10 protein-coding genes are annotated in these 19,437 nt (G+C 68.3%); 7 read left to right on the plus strand and 3 right to left on the minus strand.

The features are described 5' to 3' along the window. Positions 1–94 precede the first annotated feature (94 nt). The 5 genes from LAO51_11485 to LAO51_11505 all read left to right on the plus strand — a co-directional run bounded on the left by LAO51_11485 (position 95) and on the right by LAO51_11505 (position 9,301). On the plus strand, positions 95–3,304 hold the full coding sequence (locus LAO51_11485; protein ID MBZ5639358.1) for a hypothetical protein: 3,210 nt from the start codon (positions 95–97) through the stop codon (positions 3,302–3,304). Between the two features lie 423 nt (positions 3,305–3,727). After that, positions 3,728–4,177: a VOC family protein gene (locus LAO51_11490; protein ID MBZ5639359.1), complete on the plus strand. Its 450-nt coding sequence runs from the start codon at positions 3,728–3,730 to the stop codon at positions 4,175–4,177. Between the two features lie 252 nt (positions 4,178–4,429). Beyond that, positions 4,430–6,964 carry a serine/threonine-protein kinase gene (locus tag LAO51_11495; GenBank protein ID MBZ5639360.1) on the plus strand — a complete coding sequence of 845 codons (2,535 nt, stop codon included), beginning with the start codon at positions 4,430–4,432 and terminating at the stop codon, positions 6,962–6,964. A gap of 425 nt (positions 6,965–7,389) precedes the next feature. Further along, positions 7,390–8,049, plus strand: a complete 660-nt coding sequence (locus LAO51_11500; GenBank protein MBZ5639361.1) for a hypothetical protein — start codon at positions 7,390–7,392, stop codon at positions 8,047–8,049. 574 nt (positions 8,050–8,623) lie between these two features. Beyond that, complete coding sequence (locus LAO51_11505; protein MBZ5639362.1) at positions 8,624–9,301, plus strand: DUF4386 domain-containing protein; 678 nt, start codon at positions 8,624–8,626, stop codon at positions 9,299–9,301. A 494-nt stretch (positions 9,302–9,795) separates the two neighbouring features. On the opposite strand, the gene LAO51_11510 is transcribed toward LAO51_11505, so the two are convergent. Then, complete coding sequence (locus tag LAO51_11510; protein MBZ5639363.1) at positions 9,796–11,352, minus strand: hypothetical protein; 1,557 nt, start codon at positions 11,350–11,352, stop codon at positions 9,796–9,798. A 657-nt stretch (positions 11,353–12,009) separates the two neighbouring features. On the opposite strand from LAO51_11510, the gene LAO51_11515 reads away from it, so the two are divergent. Beyond that, positions 12,010–16,308, plus strand: a complete 4,299-nt coding sequence (locus tag LAO51_11515; GenBank protein ID MBZ5639364.1) for a hypothetical protein — start codon at positions 12,010–12,012, stop codon at positions 16,306–16,308. Between the two features lie 87 nt (positions 16,309–16,395). Here LAO51_11515 and LAO51_11520 read toward each other — a convergent pair whose 3' ends face one another. Continuing rightward, a complete protein-coding gene (locus tag LAO51_11520; GenBank protein MBZ5639365.1) occupies positions 16,396–17,706 on the minus strand; it encodes an NAD(P)-binding domain-containing protein in 1,311 nt (436 codons plus the stop codon). Between the two features lie 333 nt (positions 17,707–18,039). Here LAO51_11520 and LAO51_11525 point away from each other — a divergent pair, with 333 nt between their 5' ends. Continuing rightward, positions 18,040–18,501, plus strand: coding sequence for a hypothetical protein (locus LAO51_11525; GenBank protein MBZ5639366.1), 462 nt, complete (start codon positions 18,040–18,042; stop codon positions 18,499–18,501). 231 nt (positions 18,502–18,732) lie between these two features. On the opposite strand, the gene LAO51_11530 is transcribed toward LAO51_11525, so the two are convergent. Next, the coding region (locus LAO51_11530) for a hypothetical protein (protein ID MBZ5639367.1) at positions 18,733–19,437 on the minus strand (705 nt) is incomplete at its 5' end.

Genomic DNA, 19,437 nt, shown 5'->3' on the forward strand with positions numbered 1-19,437 from the left:
GCGTTTCTGCGCGTCATTCCGACGCGAAGGGCGCATCATTGAGGCTTGCTCCTCGATCGGCGTACATTCTCTGCGACTCGAGAAGGGGAAGACGATGCCGAGGCAGTGGAGGTGGATCGGGCCGGCGATGTTGTTTCTGATCGCTGCCACGGGCGGGTCCGCCGCCCGGGGGGACGTCGCGACGGAGCCGCCGACCGGCCCCGTGTCCGTGAGCGAGCCGGTCGTCCCCACGATCACGAAGGCGGTGCGCGACCTCCCCGATCCCCGCCCGGAGCGCGACTCCTTCGTGCTCGAGGTGAAGCGACGAGAGGAATTCGGCTTCGTCCCGACGCTGTACCCCGTTCAGCCCCGGGTGGACCCGCTGGTCGAGCTGCAGCGCCTCGAGGCGGCCGCCAGGGTCCCCGACGGGTTCGGGACGCCGACGCACAACTACGAGGGCCAGAGCACCCCGTACACGCCGCCGGATGCCACCGGCGATGTCGGGCCGACCTACTTCGTCCAGACCGTCAACCAGGCGACGACCCTGGTCACGATCATCGACAAGAGCACCGGCGAGTTCGTGAAGACGTTCACGCTGCAGTCGCTCGCGAGCACCTTGCCGTGCAGCAGCGGCTACTGCGACGCGATCGTCCAATACGATCGGGCAGCGGACCGTTGGATCCTGTCCCAGCTGCCGACCAGCGGCGGCGACGTCTGCGTTTACGTCTCCACGACCGGCGATCCCAACGGGTCGTACTACGCGTACGACTTCGTCACCGAAGGCGACCTGACCGACTACCCGAAGTACGGCGTCTGGCCGCAGAACGGCGCGGGCGGGTCGTACCTCCTGGGCGCGAACGCGTGGGCCACGGTGGGAACGCGGGACCTGTTCGCCTTCGACCGGGAGAAGATGCTCGCGGGGCAGCCCGCGACGTTCCAGAAGTTCTCGATCAGCGCCATGCCCAATTCCGGCATCCAGCTCGTTCTGCCCTCCGCGCTCCAGGGGAACACCGCGCCGCCCGACGGCGAGCCGGCGATCTTCGCGCGGCCACGCGACGACGAGGCCGAGGACGGCGCCAGCACGCCGGGATACGACCTGCTCGAGCTGTGGGCGCTCTCGGTGGACTGGTCCACCCCGGCGAACTCGACCCTGACGAACCTGCCGCCGCTCCACCTGACCGACTTCGACATGACGCTCTGCGGGATGGGATCGACCTGGAACTGCATGCCCCAGCCCGACACGACGCAGAAGATCGACCCGATCCGCGAGCCGCTGTTCTACCCGTTCGCCTACCGGAACTTCGGCGATCACCAGGCGCTGGTCGGCACGTTCGCCGAGGACGTCGACGGGACCGATCACGCCGCGCTGCGCTGGTTCGAGCTGCGCAGGTCGACCGGGTCGTGGTTCCTGTACCAGGAGGGCGTCGTCGGCGGCGAGGCCAACGTCCACCGCTCCGTCGCGTCGATCGGCATCGATCAGTCCGGCAACATCGCGATGGCGTACACGCGGACGGGCACCACCGCACCGTACTACCCGTCGATCTACTACAAGGGCCGGCTCGCGACCGATCCCCTGGGCACGATGCCGCAAGGGGAGTACGTCATCGCGGACGCGTCGAACTCGATGACCGTCGCCGAACGCTGGGGCGATTACGCCGGTGGCGGCATCGACCCCGTCGACGACTGCACCTTCTGGTTCACGACCGAATACGGCGGTTGGCTTGAGACCAGGGTCGCGGCGGTCCGTTTCGATGCGTGCGGATGCCTGGCGGTCCCGGAGGCCCCGACGGCCTCGTTGACGGTTCCGAGCGACAACCGTATCGACGTCGGATGGAACGATTCGCCCTCGGCGTCCATCACCCAGTACGGGGTGCTTCGGGCAACGACGCCGGGCGGCCCGTACACGACCATCGCCACCGTGACCGACTCGAGTCCCGGCGTGGGCAACGGCAGCGCGTACACCTACCACGACGACACCGTCAGCGGCGGAATCCGCTACTACTACGTCGTCAAGTCGAACGACGGCCTGGCGTGCACGTCCGCCGGTTCCGCCGAGGTCGACGGTCTCGCCACCGGCGGTTGCCGGCTCGCCCCGGCGTTCGGCGGCATCACCGGCGTCCTCAACCCCGGCGCCGCGACCTGCACGTTGAACCTGGCCTGGACCGGCGGATCGTCCAGCTGTGGCTCGAGCCTGATGTACAACGTCTACCGCAGCACGACCGCCGGCTTCGTACCCTCCCCCGCCAACCGCATCGCGACGGGCGTCACCGGGACCACGTACGCCGACGAGGCCGGAATCACCGGCGACACGACGTACTACTACGTCGTCCGCGCGGCCGACCCAGCCACCGGCGTCGAGGATGCGAACACGCTTCAGTCGAGCGCCGTCCCCACCGGTCCGATCACGAACGCGAGCTGGACCGACACGTTCGAGGCGACGTCCGGCGGCGGGTTCGACCTTCCCGGATGGACCAGGAACATCATCAACGGCGGCTCGAACTGGACCTGGTCCACGGTGCGCCGCCACGACGGAACGCACTCGTGGCTCGCCCAGGACGTCGGGAGCACGTCGGACATGGTCCTCGCGAGCCCCGCGTTCCGCGTCGGCCCCGCCACGACGCTCAGCTTCTGGCACACGTACCGGTTCGAGGGCACGACGTCGACCTGCTACGACGGCGGAACTCTCGAGTACACCCTCGACGGGACGATGTGGATGGTCGTTCCGTCTTCCGACTTCACGTCCGGCGGCTACACGGGCACGATCAATCCGTTCTACACGAACCCGCTCGGGGGCAGGCGGGGCTGGTGCGCGGGCACGATCGGCACGATGACCCAGGTGACCGTGAACCTCGGCGGCGACGCGAACTTCGTCGAGAGGACCGTCCGCCTGCGCTGGCACGCAGGAAGCGACTACACCGGTTCCTCGACGGGCTGGTTCGTCGACACCGTGACGGTGAGCAACCTCGAGACCCCGGCTTCGTGCGCGACCGCATGCACCGCGGCCGCATCGCCGACTGTCGTCTACGCGACTCTCGCCGACGGCCTCAAAGTGTCCTCGACCGGCGCCGCCGGATACGACGTTGTCCGCGGATCCGTCTCGACGTTGCTCCAGGGAGGATTCTCCGTATCAACGGACGTCTGCCTCGCGAACGACGCCGCCCGTACCACCTTCGTCGACCCCGACCTCCCGGTGGCCGGCGACGCCGACTGGTATCTCGTGCGCGCCTTCAACGCCTGCGGCGTCGGGACGTACGACGACGGATCGGCGTCGCAGATCGGCTCACGGGACGCCGCGATCGCGGCGTCTGAGGGCGCCTGTCCGTAGTTCCGCGAGCGTGCCGTGTGCGCGGGTCGATCTGGGAGTTCCCTCCCCGGTGTAGGGGTCCAGCGAGACTTTCCCGGAGCGACCAACGTACGTACGGTACCGAGACCAACATCCGAGCCGAAGGTCTGATCAGGAAGCGCTGTTTAGTGAGCGATGGCGGGGCTTCGGAGGTGGTCACGCGCGACCGGCTTCTGTTTTCTGACGGAAGGAGAATCGACGAAAGACCACCGACGAAAGCCTTCGATGGTGTACGCGGTCGTCGTGGCACGGACAGAGCGAGACGGACCCACCGCGCTCTCGCTCCCGGCGGCGACGGGGGTGCCCTCGTCTCCATCGGAGAAGAAGGAGTAGAATTCACTTTTCACAATTTCCCAAGGGAGATACCGGCATATGGCAAAGAAGATCGATCCGCTCAACAGGAAGATGTACGGCGCTGTGAACGTCAGCCTCACCGTGACCGACATGAAGGCCGCGATGAGCTTCTACCAGAAGGCCTTCGGCTTCGCGAAGCGCGGGGTCATGAACGGGCCGGACCGTAAACCCATTCACGCCGAGCTGACTCTGCGCGGCACGACCCTCATGCTCGGGTGTGAGATGCCGGGCTGGAGCAAGAGCGCCAAGACGATGGGCGGCTCGCCGTCCACCCTGTATGTGTACGTCGAGAACGCGGACAAGGTGTTTGCAAAGGCGCTGAAGCTGGGGGCCACCCAGAGGATGCCAGTGATGGACATGTTCTGGGGCGATCGCTGCGGTTCGTTGATCGACCCCGAGGGGTACGCGTGGTCAGTGGGCACTCACATCGCAGAACCCACACCGCGGGAAATGGCGAAGAGGATGAAGGAACAGATGGCGACGACGATGCCGCCAGGATGAGCAGCGGCGGGACGAGCAGCGTGATCGGTGGGGGAGATAGGTCACACTTCGGTCCGAGGACATTGGCCAGTGACGTAGGATCGCCGCGCCTCGCTGCTTCGCGGGGGCGGGCACCGGGAGGGCAATGCACTTGGACGGTGATTTCGCCGCTGGAAGGCAGGGTGACACAAGGGCGCCTTCTCGCCGTGGCCCACGGATTCGCATCTAGAGCCTTCCATGCCCCGTCTGCGATGCGCTCGCTGGAGGGCGAAGATGTCGTTGAAGGCCGGATCGTCGCTGGCCCACTATCGCCTGATTGAGCCGATCGGCGAGGGAGGGATGGGTACCGTCTGGCGCGCCCGGGACACCCGTCTCGACCGCGACGTCGCGATCAAAATCGTTCGTCCCGACCGGACCGGCGATGCGGGCTTCCGGGCCAGGCTCGAGCGCGAGGCGAAGGCACTCGCCGCCCTGAGCCACCCCAACGTCGCGGCGATCCACGGATTGGAGTCGTTCCGGGACGGGCGTGGCCGGGCCCACGCGCTCATCCTCGAGCTCGTTCCCGGTGAGTCGCTCGCCGAGCGGGTCACCCGCGGACCCTTGCCGCCGGGCGAGGCGCTCGAGATCGCGGCACGGATCCTGGACGGTCTGTCCGCGGCGCATGACGCCGGCATCGTGCATCGAGACCTCAAGCCGGAGAACGTACGGGTGACCCCGGACGGCCGCGTGAAAATCCTCGACTTCGGGATCGCCCGGGAGCTTCCCGGGCGGACCGGCGGGGGAAGCTCCGACGAGGGCGCGACGGTCACCTCGGCGCTGACCGCGGCCGGAGCGGTTCTGGGCACGCCGCGCTACATGAGCCCCGAGCAGACCCGCGGCGCGCCGGTGGGCACGCGAAGCGACCTCTGGTCGTTCGGCTGTCTGTTGTTCGAGATGATGACGGGGAAACCCGCCTTCCCGGCGCCGACGGTCGCGGACACGATCGCCGCAATCCTCTCCCGCGAGCCCGATCTCGCGGCGATCGAGGAGCCCGCGCGGGAGGTCGTGCGACGCTGTCTTGTCAAGGACCCCGCCTCTCGCGACATCGACGCCCGCCAGGCCCGGGGGCTCCTTACGCCCGCACGTGGCGAGCCGTCCGGCATCGCCGCGGGGCCCCGGCCGCGCCTGACCCAGGAGACCTGGGGGGACGGCATCGACGGATTTCCGGCGTGGTCGCCCGACGGCCGTGAGCTCGTCTACGCCGCGGAGTCCGGCCGGGTGCGACGGATTGTCCGAACTCGCGTCGGCTCGGGGAGCGCCGTGCCGATCACCGAGGGGGATGCCGACGAGATCATGCCCGCCTGGTCGCCCGACGGGAGCACGGTCCTCTTCGTCAGGGCGCGGGAGACGGGGCGCCGGCTCGAGCCGCGGGACGTCTTTGGGATCTACGAGGCGGCCGACGTGTGGGCGGCGGACCTCGCAACCGGCCGCTCGATTCGCCTCGTGGAACAGGCGTTCAACCCGTCGTTCTCGCCGGACGGGCGTTCGATCGCGCTTGACGCCTCGTGGGCGGGGCCGCGGAGGATCTGGCTCGTGGACGCGCGAGGCCGGAACCCGGTCCAGGCGAGCACCGACGTCTCCGAGGCGGTCTCGCACCATCGGCCGAGGTTCTCCCCCGACGGGAACCGGCTCGTCTTCCAGAGCCTCGAGCGCACCCGCTTCAACGTCGAGATCCTCGACCTCGCGACGCGGCGCTCGCAGCCCGCGGCCGAAGGGCTCTGGTCGGATCTCCAGCCCGTCTGGTCGCCGTCCGGGCGCTTCGTCTACTTCTCGTCGTATCGTAGCGGCGGCCTCAACATCTGGAGGGTGCCGGTCTCGGCGGGCGGCGCGCCGGCCGGCGCCCCGGAGCAGATCACCAACGGGGCGGGGCAGGACGTCGAGATCGCGTGCGCGCCCGACGGGCGACGCCTCGCGTTCGCGATACTGAGGCAGAACGCGTCGCTCTGGGTCCTGCCGGTCGTGCCGGAGACCGGTCGCCCGGCCGGGGCGCCGCGTCCTCTGACCTCGTCGGGCCGGGACGACAGTCGCGGCGCTTGGTCTCCCGACGGGAATACTATCGCGTTTAACTCGATGCGCGGCGGCGACATGAACGTCTGGCTCTGCCGGGCCGATGGGGGGGAGATCCGCGCGCTGACCGAGGGGCCTGGAGGCGACTATCAGCCGGCCTGGTCCCCGGATGCGGCGCTCGTCGCGTTCTTCTCGTCGCGACGGGGATCCCCGGGGATCTGGACCGCAGAGGTGGCGACGGGGAGGCTCGCCTGCCTCTCGGAGGAGCGGGCCATCGAGATCAATCCCTGCTACTCCCCCGACGGCTCCCACATCGCCTACCAATCTGACCGGGACGGCCGGCTCGAGGTCTGGGTCATGCGGGCCGATGGCGGCGGCGCGCGCCAGCTGACCCGATGCGGCGTGATGGGACACTTCCTGCGTTTCGCTCCCGACGGCCGCCACGTCATCTTCCGGTGCCCGTCGGCCGGGGCGACGCTGCGCGTGCCGCTCGAGGGGGGCGAGCCCGAGCCCATGGGGAAGATCGCCGGTGGCTCCCACATGTCGCTTTCCCCCGACGCCCGCCGCATCATGGACGTCGTGGCGCACAAGGTACTGTGGGTGTCCCCGGTGGATGGCGACGCGGCGGAGCCGGTGTTCGAGTTCGAGGATCCCGAGGTGCGCATCGATTACCCGACCTGGTCGCCTGACGGGCGCTCCGTTCTCTTCGACCGGTTCCTTCCCCGGGGCGGCGAGCTCTGGATCCTCGAGGGCGTGGAGTAGGTGCACGGCTCCATCGAAACCATGCGACAGAAGACAGGGGGTTCCGTGGCCTTGTACTGAACGAGTTCCCCGGCACGAAACACCGCCTCGACGCCAGCGAGACCTTCGATCATGAGTCGGAGACGTACCTTCGAGTGTCGACGGCTGTGTTCGACCAGCGATAGATCGTCTTTCTCGACGAAAGCGGCTTCCTCGAGGTGGGGCATGGGGATCTCCCGGGGACAGGGTCCCTCGGTGAGGGAGGAAGTCCCGGAGAATGCCACTTCGCGCTTCCGGGAGCTGGGAGAGGCGCGTATCGTGGTGGGCTCGAGCTTCGGAGATCAGGACACGTGAGGTTCCTGGCAGCCGCTCGCGTCGTAATCAGAGCCGGACTCTCCCTTCTGCTCCTCGCGGCTCCCGTGGCGAGAGCGGAGAACTGCCCGGCGATGAGCGGCGCCGACGTCGGGCTGGCGGCGCTGCCAGCCGAAGCGCGTATCGGCTTCATCCGAACGCGGCTGGATGCGGAACGGTCACCAGCGCAGGCCTGGAGACGGAGCTTCACGTTCGCGTACGGGACGCTGACCGTCGGTCAGTTAGCGGCTCTCCCCTCCACGCATGGTTTCGCCGATCGGGCGACTCTCAGGCTCGGCGCGACCGCCAGCTCTCTGGGGGTCCTCGCGCTGTACGCCCTGCCTCTCACGGTGATCCAGGACGCACCCCGCGTCAGTTCGTTCGCCGCCGGGGCGGACGGGCGGTGTGCCGTGCTGACGGAGGCCGAGGCGGCGCTCCTGCGCGGCGCCGCGAGCGAGACCCGCGGGTCGGGTGTAAAGGCCCATCTCGGCAACCTGGTGGTGAACGCTGCCTTGAGCCTCGCGATGGGCCTCGGCTACCACCGTTGGGGTAGCGCCGCCATCCAGTTCGGCGTGGGCGAGATCGTCGGCGAGACTCAAATCCTCACCCAGCCGACCGGGCTGATTTCCGATCTCGCCCGTTACCGGGCCGCCGACCTCCCCGCCTCCTCCGCCCGCGCCCGGAGGCCGGCGTGGAGCGTTGCCCCGCTGGCCGCGCGTGACGGCACGGGCGTGACGCTCTGGCTGGAGTTCTGAGCGAGGGGCCGACCTCGCCTCGATTCGTCGCCCCGCGACGTCAGGAGCGGTGCGCCCGACCACGGACGGGGCGAACGGTCCGTTGATCCGGTAGGTGAGGGTTCCTGCCCGTAGAGGTCGCCGCTGCTCCCACTATCCTTCGCCTTCGCCGCCTCCTTCGCTTGCCATTGCATGTTGCTAGGTCCGTCCGTTCCGCGGCCACCTTCTCCGCCGCACAGATGTTCGCCGACGCCCTCGACAAGCACACGAATGTCACTTTCGCTGGCGACTCGCCGCGCCTCGCTGCTTCGCGGGACCCGAGGCTGATGCGATCGCGCTGGAGGTCAGCCTGCAGTGCACGGGAAATCATGTTGTCCGGGCGGCACTGAAACTTCTGGACCCGCGGGCGCGTATCGCACATTGCAGGGCTCGTCTTGGGTCGGACTTGATGGAACTGACCCTCTTTCGCAGCGTCCAGCGAGATGTCGTCGCGGCTGCCTGCCACCAGCACTCGGAGAGACGCCATGAACTCAACTAAAGCCACAACGCGGCTAGCACGGCGGCGCGTGAAGGGCGTCCGCACCCCGGAGCACGCATGACTCGCACGAAGAACGCAAGAATCGCCGGTTTCACGTTCCTTTTCTACATCGCGACCGGCATTACGAGCATGGTCCTATTCGGCCGAGCGACCAGCGGAGAGGGGATCGCTGCGAAGCTCGCGGGGATCGCCCAGCACTCGACCGACGTGAGCGTCGTGCTCGTGCTCCTCCTGGCCCAGTGCTTCTCGGCCCTGGTGCTGGCCGTGACCCTCTACGCCATCACACGGGACCAGGATCCCGATCTCGCAATGCTGGCCCTGACATGTCGCGTCGGCGAGGGTGTGATTGGCGGCGCCTCCATACTGGAGACGCAGAGGCTGCTCTGGCTCGCGACGGCCACCGGAGCAAATGCACCGGACACCGGGGCAGCGCATGCACTCGGCGCGTACCTCCTGAGGGGGGACGTGACCGTCACCGCTACCTTCTTTGCAGCGGGTAGCACGCTCTTCTGCTACCTCCTCTTGCGCGGCCGAATGATCCCCATCCCTCTGGCCTGGCTGGGCGTCGTCGCGTCAGTCCTGCTCGTGGTGGGCCTTCCGCTGCAGCTCGCAGGATTCCTCCGCGGAACGATCACCTCGCTCATCTGGTTGCCCATGCTCGCATTTGAAGTTCCGTTCGCGCTGTGGCTGCTCATCAAGGGCGTCGCCATGCCGGCGCGGACGCATTCGGCGTGACCCTGCTACCGACGACACGACCGCTGTAGCGATTGAGACCGCTTCGGGATTCGTTCCGCCACCGAGGAACGCATCATCGGCACGAACGGGCTCGCGGTGGCGCCGCCGGGTCTCCTCATGTGCGAGAAGTGAGCGGTCGGGGAGATAGCTGATACTTCAGTTCGGGGACAAGGAGCCGAGTGGTAGGCTCGCCGCGCTTCGCTGCTTCGTGGGGCGAGGTGGGGCATGGGGTCGCCCTTTCTTCGTCTGCGGCTCTCGCTTCTCGGCAATCACGGTGATGAACTCCTTGACCGTACCGTTCGGGGCCGGATACGTCTCCGCGCGCCAGACGAGAATGTCCCAGCCCGGGAGGGCGTAGCGCCGCTCTCGGGACCGGTCGGAGGGGTGGCACCGTCTGCGAGTTCATCGTCTTCATTCTGTGATGCCGGCTGTACTCCTTCCTTGAAGAACAAGTTGATGATCTCGCTGGCGATCCAAGAGCGTCGCCGTGCACGCTAGTGACAGGTCCCGCTGACCCGCTCCAGCGTCGACGAGCCGTTCTGTGCCTCGAATCCGTACGTCCCGTTGCCGCAGAAGCTCTTTCCGCGCACGAGGTACCAGAAGCCCTCGCCGACGGGCGGGATCGAGGAATCGGACGCGGAGGCGGACGTGAGGCTGCCGCCGAGACATCTCTCGTCGGCGCCCCCGAAGCCGGAGGGGAGGGCGCTGATGAGGCCGACGAGAACGTCGGAGGCCGTGGCTCCGCTGGCGACGTCCCAGTGGATGGTGTCGACGCCCGCGCTCCGCGACAGCACGACGCGGTCGTCGACCTCCTTCGGGGGAGGGCCTGGAATCCCGGCACAGGCGCTCCCGGAGCAGGCGTCGCCCGTGGTACAGGCGATCCCGTCGTCGCAGCCGATCGAGCTCACGGTCACGTTGGCGCTGCAGGACGAGGAGGCTCCCGAGCTGTCGGTCACGGTGAGCCGGACCTGGGTGAGGCCCGCCGGGTACGGGCCGGCGGGAGACGGGCTCCTCGAGAGCGTGTCCCAGCAGTCGGGGTCGTGGGAGTCGTTGTCGATGGAGGCGCTCGCCGTGCATCCGAAGACGCTGACCGTCACGTCGTGGCACTGGGCGATCGGCGCGTGGTTCGGCTTCTGCGCGATGCAGCCGGCGAGCGCGTCCGACCACTCGTTCTGCACGACGTAGGTGACGCCGTCCGAGCCGGCCAGGTTCGAGTGGATCTGGTTGCAGATGTCGCCGATCTCGCCGTTGATCGGGTCGTACCACGAGAGCGGCGGGCCGAACACGGTGGCGACCCCCACCGCGGGGTCGGTGATCGCCTCGACCATCTCGTGGGACGCGGTGGAGGTCAGGTCGTTGAACAGCGTCGGGTCCCGCCCGCATCCCAAAGCGCAGCCGCTCCCCGCCGTGAAGTTGGGGAGGACCGCGTAATAGAAGAACTGGCCGTCGACCGACCCGGTGCCGTGGTAGCCGCAGAAATCCACGCAGGACCTGGAGCTGCCGAGAAGGATGGTCGTCCCGGCGGGGAAGTCGATCATGTAGAGCGTGTTCGCGCCGGGAAAGGGGAGGGCCCCCGCCCCGATCTGCGCGACGAGCTCCGACTGGATCTGGTCATCGGTGACCGTCGAGCCGCCGTTGGCGGCGCTGGGCGTGATCTTGATCGTTCCGCCGAAGCCGCCACGGCCGATCGCCTGCGTGTGGGTGTCGTACTCGCAGAGCCAGTCGAGATAGGGGCTCAGGGTGACCGCGTGATAGAAATCGCCGAGACGTGTCGACGTGGTGGTGCCGCCGTTCGCGACGCCGTCGAGGTAGGTACCGCTTCCCCAGATCACCTGTAAGACCTCGACGCCCGAGAGAACGGGACCTCCGAAGTAGACGAGGTCAATGGCGGCCGCCGAGACCTCGGGCGCCGTCGGCGCCACGGGAACGGTCCGCCGCATCGTGGGGTGGGTCGCCGCGGCTCGGTCGAAGCCGGCATCGACGGGGCCGCTCCGTGCCAGCGCGGAGCCGCCGGCGATCACCGCGGCGAGACATATCGGCAGAGGTCTCATGGTGCCTCCCGGTGCTCTGGCTTCAAGCGGTTCGATCGCTCGGCCGAGCGACGTGTTCCTGACGCGGGTTAGGAGGCTCCGTCTCGTCACGATGTTCCCGGATTCGAGCCGTCCGGCTGGGCGCGATCGGCCCGCGCCGTCTCAGCGTCGTTGCCACTCGGACCGGGTGGAGACGAGGAGACCGGTCACGGAGACGGCCTCGCCATGACGACGATCAAGGATTCGGACGTGCCCGCGGCGACGCCCAACCGGCATTCCCCAGCGCCGCGAGCAGCCTGAGCGCGTCCGGAGATTCCACCGACTCGTCCGCGCCGCCATCTTCGAGCGGCCGATGGCAAGTCGATGCCGGACGCCACCGCGGATTGGCAGCTCGGAGTTCCCATCCCCCGCGCCGTCCGGGAGGACCGGCCCAATCGTGCCACCCGAATCGCCACAATCGCTCAATTGACGCATCAGGACGGACCGCCGTATAAGGATGCTTCGAAGGCATCGGGTCACGTCCCAGCTCGTGTTCGGGGGTGAGGGGGCACACCCCCAACCGGGTACTCCTGGGGACGGGCGATGCCGGAATCGGCCTCATATCCCCCCTCCGAGGCCGGCGTTGTACCGACGAAGCAGCGTTGCCGGGCTCGCCCGAGCCGGAAGGAGGCACAGAGTATGCCGAGAACGAACCGAGGATTCCCCGGCCTTCGGGGGGTGGTCTGCATCGCCGTCATCGCTGTTGCGCCCATGCTGGTCGCCCAGGCGGCCCAGACGACGGCCTCGTCGATGGCCCGGTCCCAGGCGGAGCTGGAGCAGCTGGCGGCCCGCCTCCCCATCACCTTGGACACGAAGGGGGCTTTCACGCCGCTGACGATCGACCCGTTCGCGGCGGAAGACCCCGCGGAAGTCTGGAATGACTGGCGGATGGAGAACAAGAAGGACGGCGAGCCTCCGCTCTTGGTCGTCGTGGCCCACAACATGTGGGCCTACCTCCACGGGCAGCCGACCGACGATGCGGCCGAGGTCCTCGCGTCCCGATCGGACGTCGCGGCGAAGGCACCATGGACCAGCGAGTCGTTGTCCGCCGCCGTCAACCTCGCGCCCGGCGAGCCCGTTCTCGGTGAAGAAGCCGAGACCTTCATCTCGGTCGACCCCAACAACCCGCAGCACATCGTCGGCTCGGCCAACCACCGCCTGTTGTACGACACCACGTGCACCAGCGCGCTCAGCGCGTCGGGGGTGACCCTCAACTCCAACGGCGGGCAGGAACTCTACTGGTCCACGGACGGCGGCGCGACCTGGAGCCACCAGTGCGCCCCGTGGGACGGCGGCACCGCCTACACGCTGACGACCGCGAACGGCACCTCCCCCTTCACGTTCCAGTCGAGCGACCCGAGCATCGCGTGGGACGCCAGCGGGAACGCGTACGTGTTCACGCTTCCCTGGTGGCAGGACGCCAGCGGGAGCTACTCCGGCAACTCCGTGAACGTGGTGAAATGGGACGCATCCACGAACTCCTGGTCGGCCATCGCCACGCCCCAGAGCTACGTCAATTGCACCAGCACCACCTGCCAGACCATGGACAAGACGGAGGGCACGATCGACATCACCTCCGGCCAGGCCTATTCCCACACCAACCGGATGTACTTCGCATGGACCCGTATCTTCTACAACCTCGGCTGGCGTTACCGGATGAGGATCGCTTACTCCGATCCTCCGTACAGCAGCTGGACGGTCAGCGATTTCTCGCCGGGCGGCACGGTGGAGAACGGGGTCGGCGTCACGCGTCTGGCCTCGAGCTTCGCCGTCGGGGCCGACGGGACCACCTATCTGGCGTGGGATCGAAATCTCGCGACGGGCTCCAGCCAGAGGATCTCCAAGTCCACCGACGGCGGCGTCACCTGGACCGCGTCGGTGGCCATGTCCAGCACCGCCACCCTGACGGACTTCGCGACGAACACCAAGATCGCCGCGCAGGACACCCGCGGCATCGCCCTTCTGCCCCAGCTCTCCGTGGACGCCTGCGCCACCTCCCCGTACAAGGGGTCGCTCTACATGTCCTATACCGACTTCCACTCCGGCGTCACCTCGGGCAACGACGTGGACGTCTACGTGCGCCGCTCCACCGACGGCGGCTCCACGTGGTCCACCGTGGCCACCTTCACGGGCGTCGCTTCCGGCACGTCGCAGTTCGAGCCCACCACGACCGTGGACCCGAGCACGGGCACCGTAACCGTGGCCTGGTATGACACCAGCGTGGATCCCACCCTCAACCGGAGAACCCAGATCTACGCGTCCCAATCCACCGACGGGGGAACCACCTGGTCCGCCCAGCAGGTGATGACCGACTCCGGCGAGAATTTCAGCCATCACGACAACTACCTCGACGAGAACTCCACCGACATGCCCAACGTGACCACCCTGCACCATTACCAGTACGGGGAGTACATGGGGGTCGCCTCCTCCGGCGGCAATCTCTGGATCGCCTGGACCGATTCGCGCAACTGGCTCACGGAGAATTCCGGCGACACCGAATACGAGGACGTCGGCGTCGGCTTCCCGTGCACTCCTCCGGCGGCGCCGGCGGCTTCGGCCTCGGCTCCCCAGGACAACCGGATCGACGTCAGCTGGGACGACTCCGCCACCGCCTCGATCATCCAGTACCTCGTCTACCGGTCGACGACCGCCGGGGGACCGTACGCGCAGGTCGCGACCGTGGCCGATACGAGCCCGGGCGTCGGGAACGGCCCGTCGTACACCTACCACGACGACACCGTCAGCGGAGGCACGCGCTACTACTACGTGGTGACCGCAACCGACGGCACTTGCCCCTCGCCGTACTCGACCGAGGCGAGCGCGCTCGCCACGGGGATCTGCCTGTTGCCCCCGACGTTCGCGGGGGTGGCGACGGTGACGAACCCCGGCAGCTCCACGTGCACCCTGGACCTCGGCTGGAGCGCGGGGACGCCGAATTGCGGGGGGACGCTCACGTACAACGTCTATCGGAGCACGACCTCCGGGTTCACGCCGGGGCCTCTGAATCGGATCGCGACGGGGGTCGCCGGGACCTCCTACTCGAACGCGGTCGACATCTCGAGCGGCACGACCTACTACTACGTCGTCCGCGCGGTGGACGGCAGCAACGGCGTCGAGGATGCCAACACGACGCAGAAGAGCGGCGCGCCCACCGGACCCACCACGACGTCGAGCGCCACGGACACCTTCGAGGGCTCCCTGTCCGGCGGCGGGTTCGACCTGCCGGGCTGGTCGCACGGCGTCGTCTCGGGATCGACGGACTGGGTCTGGTCCACGGCGCAGCTCCACGACGGGACGCACAGCTGGTTCGCGGCCGACGTCGCCGGCCCGGATGACAAGGTCCTCGTCAGCCCTCCGTTCGGCGTCGTCCCCGCGACGACGATGAGCTTCTGGCACACCTACGGGTTCGAGGGGACGACCTCGACCTGCTACGACGCCGGAACGCTCGAGGTCACGACGAACGGCGGGACGACCTGGACCGTCGTGCCCGCGGGGGACTTCACCGCGGGGGCGTACACGGGCACCGCGGGCTCCAGCTTCTCGAACCCGATCGGAGGCAAGGCCGCCTGGTGCGGGGGAACCGTCGGCGCGATGACCCAGGTATCGCTGAACCTGGGAGCGGATGCCAACCTCCTCAACAAGACGGTCCGGATCCGCTGGCACGAGGGAGACGATTCCTCCCTCGGCGCCACGGGATGGTACGTGGACACGGTGGCCGTGAACAACTACGGCACCGCGGACACCTGCACCACGGGCGCCGGCTGCACGGCACCCGGTGCGCCGTCCTTGACGGCCGCCACGGGCGACTGCGGCGGCGTGACCCTCACGTGGACCGCGGGGACCGGCGCGACCGCCTCGTACAACGTCTACCGCAGCGCGACGTCCGGCGGCCCTTACACGAAGCTCGGCGGCATGCCGGTGGCCGTCACCACCTACACCGACACGACCGCCGTGGCGGAAACGACGTACTACTACGTGGTCACGGGGGCCTGCGACGCGAGCGGCGCGACCGAATCCGCCTACAGCAACGAGCTCTCCTCGGCGAAGCAGGCGAACGGCGCGGCTTGCGACGACGGCAACGCGTGCACCCAGACCGACACCTGCGACAACGGCGTCTGCGTCGGCGGCAACCCGGTGGTTTGCACGCCCCTCGACCCATGCCACGACGCGGGGACCTGCGATACGGGCACCGGGATCTGCTCCAACCCGGCGAAGGCCGACGGGACGGCGTGCAACGACGGCGACGCCTGCACGCAGACGGATACGTGCCAGGCGGGTGTCTGCACGGGCGGGAATCCGGTGGTGTGCACGGCGCTCGACACGTGCCATGACCCGGGCGTCTGCGACCCGCATACCGGTCTCTGCTCCAACCCGCAGAAGCCCGACGGCACCGCCTGCAACGACGGTCAGGCGTGCACGTACCTCGACGTCTGCACCAACGGCATCTGCGGCGGGACGCCGATCGCCTGCACGGACGACCCGTGCAACTTCCTGACGTGCAACGGCACGTCGACGTGCACCGTGACCCCCAAGCCGGAGGGCACGGCGTGCGACGACGGCAACGCCTGCACGGCGCCCGACACTTGCAGCGGCGGCATCTGCGTCGGCGGTCCTCCCGTCGCGCCTCCGCCCGAGATCGACAACAGCGTCCGCTTGGCCGGTGGCGGGGGTGGCGGCGGCACGCCGACGGCGATCAGCTGGAGCGACCTGCCCGGACCGTTCAACGTCTACCGAGGCTTGAAGGCGGGCACCTGGGCCTACAATCACACCTGCTTCGACTCGGCGACTCCCGGCCCGAGCATCGACCCGGAGATCCCGGCCTCGGGCGAGATGTACTACTACCTGGTCTCGCGAAGGGATGACGTGTGCCACCTCGAGTCGGTCCTCGGCCGCAGCTCCGGCGGCGTACCGGACCCGAACCCGAGCCCCTGCCCTTGAACTCCGTCTGAGCGACCGAGAAGCGGCGGCGACCACCGGGTCGCCGCCGCGGCCCCAATGACCCGGCCGGCTCGGCGGCGGTAGCGGCTACGCGGTGCCGCGCTTCGTTTCGATCTCGATGCCGATCGACTTCAAGAAGCCGGTGGGGAGGATGCCGCCCGCGCACACGATGACGGCGTCGTTCGGCACGCGCTTCACCTTCCCCTGGTGCTCGATGTCCACCTCCGTCGGGTGCACGGCGACCACCTTCGACTCGAGCATCACCGTGAGCCGCCCCGACTTTTGCGACGCTTCGACCTTCTTCCGGTTCTTCTCCTTCGCGCGAGTGATCGCCTTGTCGCGGTAGGAGAGGATGACCTGGGTGCCCTTCTCGTCCGCGATCGACGTCGCGGCCTCGAGCGCGCTGTCGCCGCCGCCCACGACGAGGACGCTCTTCCCCTCGAACTGCGCCGGGTCGAGGAGGCGGTACACGACCTTCTCGTGATCCTCGCCGGGGACGCCGAGCTTGCGGGGGGAGCCGGTGCGCCCGAGGCACAGCAGCACCGCGCGCGACTTGTACGTCTCCTTGGTGGTCGTGACGACGAAGCCGTCGCCGTCCGGGACGACGTTCTCGAGCCGCTCGTTGTAGCGGATCTTCACCGGATGGTCGCGTTCCACGTTCTGCCAGAACTCGAGCAGCTTCTCCTTGCTCGTCTCCGAGATCTTGACCTTCCCGACCATCGGCAGGTTCACCGGCCGGGTCATGACGATCTTGCCGCGCGGGAAATGCGCGACGGTGCCGCCGAGCGTGCCCTGCTCGATCGTCACGAATTCCAGCTTTTTCTCCAGGCAGGCGAGCGACGCCGAGAAGCCGCTGGGGCCCGCACCGACGATGAGCACGTCGAGGCGATCCGCGCGGCCGAGCCCCGAAAGCTTCCCGATCGAATCGATCGCCTGGCGTCCCTGCTCGATCGCGTTCCCGATGAGCCCCATCCCGCCGAGCTCGCCGGCGATGAAGATGCCGGGGACGTTGGACTCGAAGTTCGGGCCGACGTTCGGGATGTCGACACCGCGCTTCTCGGTGCCGAAGACGAGCGTGATCGCCTGCGTCGGGCAGGCCGTCCTGCAGGCGCCGTGGCCGATGCAGTGCGAGGCCTCGACGAGCACGGCCTTGTCGTTGACGACGCCGAGGACGCCGCCCTCGGGACAGGCCTGGGCGCACGACCCGCAGCCGATGCACCGGTCGACGTCGATGACCGGATGCAGCGAGGGCGGCTCGTTGAGCCCGGCCCTCTCGTTCGCCTCGCGCGCCTTCGCGGACTCGTGCTCCATCCGCGCACGCTTCCGGTGATGCCAGTAGGCGATGACGATCGTGAGACCGATGAAGCCCGCGTAGATCAGCGTGTCGGTGGAGAGCATCTCGTCTCGGCCGTCTCCGGGTGATGGTGATGTGGGTCACCAGAATTGGAGCGGCCCGCATCACCACGCCACGAACCCCGGTGAGCTATCATCGTATCGGAGCCCGGGGAACCACCGCATGGGGTTCGGCTAGGTTCCGCTGAACCGTCGCCGCTCTCGCGGGGCAGGTCCAACGGCACCAGTAGACGCCCCCATGCCGGGGAGCGCAACCCGGGCGCCGCCGGGAGTGCGAACCACCGCGAAGAGGATCGAGGTTCCGCGGGGGGAGCCCTGGTTTCACTGGAGGCGACCGCCGCCGCTGCGGGCCGTGCGGCCCACCGGAGGATCCGGGACGTGACGGAGGAAACCACCGAACGCGGGCTCAAGCGGCTCGCGCGCAGCACCGTCGACCAGGTGGTGGCGCGCTCCGACAACCTGCTCTGGCGCGTCGCCGAGCACGTCCCGGGTCTCCATCGCCTCGTCGCGCGGCGCGAGCGATCCCTGGCGCGGCAGCAGTGCGCCGTGATGCTGAACATCGTGCGGGCGCTCCAGCACCAGGACCCGACGCTCGCGGGGGAGGCGCTCTACCAGAAGGCCGTCGTGAAGAGGCTCGGCTGCGGCGAGGCGAAGGCGCGCGAGATCGTCCGCCTCGCCGACCAGAGCTTCGCGCAGTGGCCGGAGGAGCGCGACGTGAACCTCCGCGATGTCGTGAACTACGTGATCGTCCACCAGATCATGAGCGCGCACGGCAAGGCGCTGGGCACGCTCATCGACATGGAGGAGATCGTCGCGGCGGCGATCCCGTCCGGGCTGTAGGCCACCGTGTCGGCCGCGCCCGCGATACGACGCTGCCGAACTGAACCGCCGCGTCTCGTGCTGTTCGGGTCGAGTCATCCTCCGCGGCCAGGGCGGCGAGCAGGATGAAGGTCGGCTACCAGGGCTGGGTCGGCGCGAGGGGATGATGCAACTACCCCCTCGAGATCGTGCGAAACGGGCGGGGGCCGCCGGGCGCCTCTCGACGGCGCCCGGCGACCGTCCAGGGGAGACTCAGAACGCGACGAACGGTTCCGTCAAGACGATCTTCACCGGGATCCCGTCGATCTCCGAGGGGAGCCCGTGCGGACGCATGTGGCCGGCGCTCTGGACGTAAACGACCATGACGGCCCGCAGCGGGTCGTCGTCCGACTGCCCGACCCCGACGCCGATCACGCCAGGATGGGCGAACAGGACGGCCTCGTTCGACTCCTTGATCCTCGTGACGTACTCGATCTCGGCATCGGGCGGGTTCAACGGCCGCTCCTCGAACGCGGCCCCGGGACACGCGCTCCCGACGAACGTGAAGGTGTGCCCGCCGGACTGGAAGGCGGACACGACGGCCGAGGCGGGGTTCGCGATCGTGGTGGTGGAGTTTCCGGCGAACAGGAGGCCCACCGGGTTCGGCGTCCCGTCGTTCGAGATGATCAGCGAGCCGGAATCGCCACCGGCGCTGAAGTTATTGCCCGAGATGGTGATCTGGTTGGTGTAGGTCTTGGTGAACAGCTTCCCCGTCCCGCACCCCTTCTGGTACTGGACGGTGACCGTGCTGTTGATCGCCTCGATGGTCCCGTTCGTGGTCCCGGTGTTTCGACAAAGTGCTGAAACCGTGACCGCAGCTTCTTTGCTGCTCAGATCAGCGACGGCATCGATGTCGACGCGCTCCACGAAGGTTTTCGGCGTGATGAGCAGTTGTACCGGACGAAAGATGCCGCCGTC

The organism is Terriglobia bacterium, from assembly GCA_020073205.1.
Classification (GTDB): Bacteria; Acidobacteriota; Polarisedimenticolia; order Polarisedimenticolales; family JAIQFR01; genus JAIQFR01.

What these genes read in the sequence shown, in the direction of transcription:
- LAO51_11505 (MBZ5639362.1), top strand. Translation starts at nt 8,624, where the DNA reads ATGACTCGCACGAAGAACGCAAGAATCGCCGGTTTCACGTTCCTTTTC.
- LAO51_11520 (MBZ5639365.1), bottom strand. Translation starts at nt 17,706, where the DNA reads ATGCTCTCCACCGACACGCTGATCTACGCGGGCTTCATCGGTCTCACG.
- LAO51_11500 (MBZ5639361.1), top strand. Translation starts at nt 7,390, where the DNA reads ATGAGCGGCGCCGACGTCGGGCTGGCGGCGCTGCCAGCCGAAGCGCGT.
- LAO51_11490 (MBZ5639359.1), top strand. Translation starts at nt 3,728, where the DNA reads ATGTACGGCGCTGTGAACGTCAGCCTCACCGTGACCGACATGAAGGCC.
- LAO51_11515 (MBZ5639364.1), top strand. Translation starts at nt 12,010, where the DNA reads ATGCCGAGAACGAACCGAGGATTCCCCGGCCTTCGGGGGGTGGTCTGC.
- LAO51_11485 (MBZ5639358.1), top strand. Translation starts at nt 95, where the DNA reads ATGCCGAGGCAGTGGAGGTGGATCGGGCCGGCGATGTTGTTTCTGATC.
- LAO51_11495 (MBZ5639360.1), top strand. Translation starts at nt 4,430, where the DNA reads ATGTCGTTGAAGGCCGGATCGTCGCTGGCCCACTATCGCCTGATTGAG.
- LAO51_11510 (MBZ5639363.1), bottom strand. Translation starts at nt 11,352, where the DNA reads ATGAGACCTCTGCCGATATGTCTCGCCGCGGTGATCGCCGGCGGCTCC.